Source organism: Cypionkella sp. (assembly GCF_036782355.1).
Lineage (GTDB): Bacteria > Pseudomonadota > Alphaproteobacteria > Rhodobacterales > Rhodobacteraceae > Cypionkella.
The window spans coordinates 85595-91594 of the sequence record NZ_DAIPZF010000009.1; the positions used below are offsets into that span (position 1 = coordinate 85595).

At 59.2% G+C, this 6000-nt stretch carries 8 protein-coding genes; 6 read left to right on the forward strand and 2 right to left on the reverse strand.

Annotated features, from left to right (window positions below; translation table 11 throughout):
* The first annotated feature begins 44 nt into the window (after positions 1 to 44).
* From thrS to V7Q10_RS05335, 6 genes are all read left to right on the forward strand, one after another.
* Entirely contained in the window at positions 45 to 1991 is a 1947-nt protein-coding gene (gene thrS, locus V7Q10_RS05310) for a threonine--tRNA ligase (protein WP_333868015.1), read from the forward strand.
* A gap of 189 nt (positions 1992 to 2180) precedes the next feature.
* Complete coding sequence (locus tag V7Q10_RS05315; RefSeq protein ID WP_333868016.1) at positions 2181 to 2486, forward strand: BufA1 family periplasmic bufferin-type metallophore; 306 nt, start codon at positions 2181 to 2183, stop codon at positions 2484 to 2486.
* 73 nt (positions 2487 to 2559) lie between these two features.
* The gene (gene bufB / locus V7Q10_RS05320; protein WP_333868017.1) at positions 2560 to 3402 is read left to right on the forward strand and encodes an MNIO family bufferin maturase; all 843 of its coding nucleotides are present in this window, start codon (positions 2560 to 2562) and stop codon (positions 3400 to 3402) included.
* Entirely contained in the window at positions 3399 to 4133 is a 735-nt protein-coding gene (locus V7Q10_RS05325; RefSeq protein ID WP_333868018.1) for a DNA-binding domain-containing protein, read from the forward strand. The genes bufB and V7Q10_RS05325 overlap by 4 nt, the downstream gene beginning before the upstream one ends.
* Entirely contained in the window at positions 4130 to 4654 is a 525-nt protein-coding gene (locus V7Q10_RS05330) for a DoxX family membrane protein (RefSeq protein WP_333868019.1), read from the forward strand. Before V7Q10_RS05325 ends, V7Q10_RS05330 begins: the two co-directional genes overlap by 4 nt.
* 322 nt (positions 4655 to 4976) lie before the next feature.
* Complete coding sequence (locus tag V7Q10_RS05335) at positions 4977 to 5183, forward strand: cold-shock protein (RefSeq protein WP_333868020.1); 207 nt, start codon at positions 4977 to 4979, stop codon at positions 5181 to 5183.
* Between the two features lie 33 nt (positions 5184 to 5216).
* Here the strand turns inward: V7Q10_RS05335 and V7Q10_RS05340 are convergent, their stop codons facing one another.
* On the reverse strand, positions 5217 to 5540 hold the full coding sequence (locus V7Q10_RS05340; RefSeq protein WP_333868021.1) for an arsenate reductase family protein: 324 nt from the start codon (positions 5538 to 5540) through the stop codon (positions 5217 to 5219).
* Positions 5541 to 5542: 2 nt separating this feature from the next.
* Complete coding sequence (locus tag V7Q10_RS05345; protein ID WP_333868022.1) at positions 5543 to 5941, reverse strand: DUF2177 family protein; 399 nt, start codon at positions 5939 to 5941, stop codon at positions 5543 to 5545.
* Positions 5942 to 6000: the final 59 nt, after the last annotated feature.

The window sequence follows — 6000 nt, forward strand, 5'->3', positions numbered from 1 at the left end:
GCAACCGGGCGTTTCGTAGGCGCCAAAACGACGAGGAGGACGATATGTCCCAGATTTCCCTGACTTTCCCCGATGGCAATAAGCGTGACTATGCAGCTGGCGTGACCGCTGCCGAGGTTGCGGCCTCGATTGCGCCCGGTCTGGCAAAGAAGGCGATTTCAGCCTCGGTCAATGGTGCGCATGTCGATCTGCAATGGCCGATCCTGTCGGATGCCATGATCGCCATTCACACGCTGGCCGATGACGAAGTCGCGCTCGAGCTTATCCGTCACGACTGCGCCCATATCATGGCGCGCGCGGTGCAAGAGATCTGGCCAGATGTGAAAGTGACCATTGGCCCGGTGCGCGATTACGGCTGGTTTTACGACTTTGACCGCGCAGAGCCCTTCACCCCCGAAGATCTGGGCGCGATTGAAGCCAAGATGAAGCAGATCATCAACGCCCGTGATCCGGTGAAAACCGAAGTCTGGGACCGCGCCCGCGCCATTGCCTATTACCAAGAGCGCAACGAGCCTTTCAAGCTGGAGCTGATCAACCGCATCCCCGAGGGCGAGGATCTGCGGATGTATTGGCACGGCGATTGGCAAGATATGTGCCGCGGCCCGCATCTGGCTCATACCGGCCAAGTGCCCGCCGATGCCTTCAAGCTGACGCATGTGGCCGGGGCCTATTGGCTGGGCGATGCGACGCGGCCGATGTTGCAGCGCATCTACGGGCTGGCCTTCAAGAACCGCGACGATCTGAAAGCGCATCTGCTGATGCTGGAAGAGGCCGCCAAGCGCGACCACCGCAAGCTTGGCCGCGAGATGGACCTGTTCCACATTCAAGACGAAGCGCCGGGCATGGTGTTTTGGCACCCCAACGGCTGGACGATCTATCGCCAGTTGGAGGATTACATGCGCGGCCGGCAGAAATCTGCGGGCTATAAGGAAATCAAGACGCCACAAGTGGTTGACCGCGTGCTGTGGGAGAAATCCGGCCATTGGGAGGCTTACCGCGAGAATATGTTCATCGTCGAAGTTGACGAAGACGGTGCCAAGGAAAAGCGCATCAACGCGCTGAAACCGATGAACTGCCCCTGCCATGTGCAGATCTTTAACCAAGGCTTGAAGTCCTACCGCGACCTGCCGCTGCGGCTGGCCGAGTTTGGATCTTGCCACCGCTACGAATCCTCGGGCTCGATGCACGGGCTGATGCGGGTGCGCGGCTTTGTGCAGGACGATGCGCATATCTTCTGCACTGAAGACCAGATCGAACAGGAATGCGCCGATTTCATCGCGCTGCTGTCAAGCGTTTACAAAGACTTGGGCTTTGAGAAATTTGACATCAAACTGTCGACCCGCCCAGATGTGCGCGTCGGGTCGGATGAGGTTTGGGACAAGGCCGAAAACGCGTTGCGCGCGGCGATCGAGATGCTTGGCCTGCCCTATCAGGTGAATGAAGGTGACGGCGCGTTCTACGGGCCAAAGCTTGACTTCAAACTGACCGACGCGATTGGGCGCGAATGGCAGTGCGGCACCTTCCAAGCCGACTTTAACCTGCCCAACCGCTTGGATGCCGAATTCGTCGGCGAAGATGGTGCAAAACATCGCCCAGTGATGCTGCACCGCGCGATCTTAGGATCATTTGAACGCTTTATCGGCATTCTGATTGAAAACTATGCCGGCAAACTGCCGTTCTGGCTGGCGCCGCGTCAGGTGGTTGTGGCCTCGATCGTCTCGGATGCTGATCCCTTTGTGCATGAGGTCACCAATGCGCTGATCAAAGCCGGGGTGCGGGCAGAAACCGACACCCGTAATGAGAAGATCAACTATAAGGTGCGCGAGCATTCGGTGGGCAAAGTTCCCGTGATCTTGGCGATTGGCATGAAAGAGGTCGAGGACAGAACTGTTTCAGTCCGCCGCTTGGGCGACAATCGCACTGAAACACTCACGCTGGATCAGGCAATTGCCGAATTTGGATTTGCGGCACTTCCCCCAAGCCACGGCTAAGAAAATCTCTGTAAAATCAAGCGAGGGCGTCGGAGCATTCCGGCGCCCTTTTGCTATGGGTTGCGATCACAGGGCAAAGCATCCGGCTCACAGAGGCGTCATGCACAGGGGCGTGATTGGCCCGTGAGCCTGCCCACCGCCTAGGTTTGACCCTGTCGAAACCGACATAATCAAACAAGGGAACATAACATGTCTGCACCTCTGAAAACCTTTGCTGTTGCCGGCGCACTTGCTGCGGCTTTTGCCGCGCATGCCACCACCGCGGCTGCGGCCGATATGGAGAAATGCTTTGGCGTCGCTTTGGCGGGCCAGAATGACTGCGCGGCAGGGGCTGGCACCACCTGCGCTGGGACTTCGAAAATCGATTATCAAGGCAATGCCTGGAAGTTGGTGCCGGCGGGCAGCTGCCTGACCATGGAGTTGCCAAAGCTGGAGGACGGCAGCATGCGGATGGGCAGCATGGCAGCGGTCGAGCGCGACCTGCCAAAGATGTGATCTGACTTGGGGGGGCTGCGCGCCCCCCCAAACCCCCTGCGGGATATTTGTGCCAAGATGAAAGGAACGCGCGATGTTGGATCAGAGCAAAGCTTTGCCGCTGCGGCCCGGTGTGGGCTATAAGCCGCAGCATTTTGCGGCGATTTTGGCCGATGCGGGGGCGGTTGAATGGCTTGAGGTACATGCAGAGAACTATATGGGCGCCGGCGGGCGGCCGCTTGCGCAACTGCGGCATCTGGCCGAGCGCTTTGCGATCTCGTTGCATGGGGTGGGCTTGTCGATTGGCGGCGAGGCGGCTTTGGATGAGGCGCATTTGGCGCGGCTGAAGGCATTGTGTGATTGGCTGGAGCCTGCCTGTTTTTCCGAGCATTTGGCCTGGTCGAGCCATGACGGTCACTATCTGAACGATCTGTTGCCGCTGCCCTATACCGAGGCGACGCTGGCACGAGTTTGTGATCATATTGACCGCGTGCAGGAGGTTTTGCGGCGGCAGATGCTGTTGGAAAACCCCTCGAGCTATCTGGGTTTTGCCGAAACAAGCCTGAGTGAGGTGGCGTTTTTGCGTGCAGTGGTGCAGCGGACAGGCTGCGGGTTGCTGCTGGATGTGAACAATGTCTATGTCTCGGCGGTAAACCAGGGCTTTGAGGCCGCGGCCTATCTTGCGGATTTTCCGCTGGCGGCGGTGGGGGAGATTCATTTGGGCGGGCATGGCCAGGACCAGGACGACCAGAGCGCGGTGCTATTGATTGACAGCCATGCCGCTGCGATCGCCGATCCGGTTTGGCAGCTTTTTGCGCAGGTTGTGGCGCAGGCCGGACCAAGGCCGGTGTTGATCGAATGGGACGCAGATGTGCCTGACTGGGCAGTGTTGCAAGCAGAGGCGGCGCGGGCGGGCGCGGTCATGGCCGCATCATGAACCAAGCCGCATTTGCCGCAGCGCTGTTAGATCCGGATTTGCCCCTGCCTTTGGGGGTGGTTGACCCTGCGGGCAGGCCCGCACAAAGGCGCTTCAATATCTATCGCAACAGCGTCACCCAAGGCTTGGGGGCGGCTTTGGAGACAGGGTTTCCGGCGGTTCTGGCCTTGGTTGGGCCCGCGTTTTTTCGCGCCATGGCGCTGCGCTTTTTGCGCGAGCATCCGCCGCGAGGCCGGATCATGATGCTGTATGGCGCGGAATTTGCCGATTTTATTGCTGGTTTTGCGCCCGCGCAGGGGCTGGGGTATTTGGCCGATGTGGCACGCTTGGAACAGGCTTTGCGCGAGAGTTATCACGCGGCGGATGCGACAGCTCTGCCGGCGGCGCAGTTGACACAGATGAGCGAGGCGCAGCTGTTGCAGGCGCGATTTCGCTTGGCGCCAAGCCTGCGGCTGTTGCGCTCGGACTGGCCCATCGGCTCGATCTGGGCGGCGGCTTTGGGGTTTGGGCCGCCACCGTCGCAGATGCGCGCCGAGCATGTGATGATTGCGCGCAAGGATTTCGACCCCAAGCCACAGGTCTTGTCCCCAGAGGCCTATGGCTTTGTGGCGGCGCTGGAGCGGGGCGCGCCCTTGCATCTGGCGCTTGCTCAGGCAGGGCAAGAATTGGACTTGGGGCAGGTTTTGGCGCTGTTGATTGCCGCCGACGCCCTTGTGGGAGTGTCAGGATGAGAGCGCTATTTCAGGCATTGAGCCGCAGCGGCGACTGGGTCTTGCCGACGCTGGCGCGCGGGGTTTTTGCCGCTGTCTTGGCAGGATATTTCTGGGCCTCGGCGGCGACGAAATTCGCAGGCAATCCGTTTCAGCTTTCGACGGGCGCCTTTGCGCAGATCTTTCCGCAAAGTCTAGAGGCGGTGGGCTATGATGCCAGCGCCTTGGCCCTGCCGCTGCATCTGGTGGCGCTGGCGGGGGCTTGGGCAGAGGTGATTTTGCCGCTGCTATTGCTGATTGGGCTGCTGACGCGGTTGGCGGCTTTGGGGATGATTGGCTTTGTGCTGGTGCAAAGCCTGACAGATGTTTTTGGTCATATGGCAGATAGCACGACGATTGGCGCTTGGTTTGATCGCAGTTCGGACGCGCTGATTTTGGATCAACGCGCGCTGTGGCTGCTGTTGCTGGCGATTTTGGTGTTCAAGGGCGCAGGACCGCTGTCAACGGACCGGATGCTGCGCAGGTTTTGGCCAAACCAATAGGCAGCACAAAGCTTGAAACGCGCAAAGGAGGGCGAAGAAAGCGGAGAAATCGCGGCAAGGCAGGCAATGTCTGGCTGATTCTCTGCATGCAGCGAGGCAATTTGGCACTCAAAAAGCCGATAATCATGGCCAAAACGCTGCCAATTTGACCTAAAGTCAACCCAGCCTTGCGCATTCTCATCTCTGCTCTTGATTTTCACTTAAGGTTTGGCATGATTTAAGATGTGAAGACAGACTTTCTGACCGCCGATCAAGGCCCTGAAGGAATGCTGCACGGCCCGTGGCAATGTCGCCTCGGGAGGGTCGAGATGGGAGATGCGGCATGCCTACCGGCACCGTTAAGTGGTTTAACAGCACCAAGGGCTATGGCTTTATTGCGCCCGACAATGGCGGGAAGGACGTATTTGTCCATATCTCGGCAGTCGAGCGGGCTGGGTTGAAAGCTCTGAACGACAACCAAAAGATCGGATACGAATTGCAGTCCGGCCGTGACGGCAAGGAATCTGCGGGCGATCTGCGTCTGTTGTAAGGCATTCGAAGGCGGCCCCCGCGGGGGCCGTTTTCACAGCAGGGCGGTTTGCACCTTATCGTCCCAGCCAAGGAACCAGCGGCCGTCGGCCTCGATCACTGGGCGTTTCATCACGGCCGGTTGGGCTGCGATTTGAGCCTCGGGGTCAGAGACTTTAAGATAGTCGTTAAAGGCGCGGTAGGTGGTGGATTGTTTGTTCACCGCCAAATCGCCAAATTCCTGCACGATCTTATCGATCTCGGCCTCGGACAAAGGCTCCGCGCGCACATCGCGGAATTTCACCTCATGGCCAGCAGCTTCCAAGGCTTTGATGGCTTTTTTGCAGGTGTCGCAGGTGGGGATGCCGTAGAGGATCATGGTCAGCCTTTGAAGAACAAACGGGTCAGGGCAACGCCGCCCCAGGCCGAGGTGGCGGTCAGCACGGTGCCCCAGATCACGTCGGTGGCGACCATGACTGGGGACCAGTCCTTCATAATCGCATAGCTGGTGAATTCATAGGTGCCATAGGCCATTGCACCCAGCACGGCGGCGGGCAGCAGCAGGGGCGCGCCGGATTTCAGCGCGGGCAGTGAGACCAGATACAAAAGCCCCGCGATATAGGCGAGGTAGAAGGCCGCCGCGGGGCCCATGCGCGGGCTGTCAAGCAGGGCCGCCCCCAGATGGCGTTGAAACAGCGGCTGCATGTGCAGGGTCAGCATCGCGGCGTCAAGGATCAGGAAAATCGCTGTGGTGGCAAGGTAGAGCGTTAGGGTTTGCATCGGTGGCCTCCGTTTGGCATCAACCTAGGCTGTTTTGCAGAAAAAGAAAGTGGCGTGAG

Excerpts from the sequence above, each read along its gene's own strand:
- V7Q10_RS05315 (WP_333868016.1), top strand. The coding sequence starts at position 2,181 with ATGTCTGCACCTCTGAAAACCTTTGCTGTTGCCGGCGCACTTGCTGCG.
- thrS (WP_333868015.1), top strand. The coding sequence starts at position 45 with ATGTCCCAGATTTCCCTGACTTTCCCCGATGGCAATAAGCGTGACTAT.
- V7Q10_RS05335 (WP_333868020.1), top strand. The coding sequence starts at position 4,977 with ATGCCTACCGGCACCGTTAAGTGGTTTAACAGCACCAAGGGCTATGGC.
- V7Q10_RS05325 (WP_333868018.1), top strand. The coding sequence starts at position 3,399 with ATGAACCAAGCCGCATTTGCCGCAGCGCTGTTAGATCCGGATTTGCCC.
- V7Q10_RS05340 (WP_333868021.1), bottom strand. The coding sequence starts at position 5,540 with ATGATCCTCTACGGCATCCCCACCTGCGACACCTGCAAAAAAGCCATC.
- V7Q10_RS05330 (WP_333868019.1), top strand. The coding sequence starts at position 4,130 with ATGAGAGCGCTATTTCAGGCATTGAGCCGCAGCGGCGACTGGGTCTTG.
- bufB (WP_333868017.1), top strand. The coding sequence starts at position 2,560 with ATGTTGGATCAGAGCAAAGCTTTGCCGCTGCGGCCCGGTGTGGGCTAT.
- V7Q10_RS05345 (WP_333868022.1), bottom strand. The coding sequence starts at position 5,941 with ATGCAAACCCTAACGCTCTACCTTGCCACCACAGCGATTTTCCTGATC.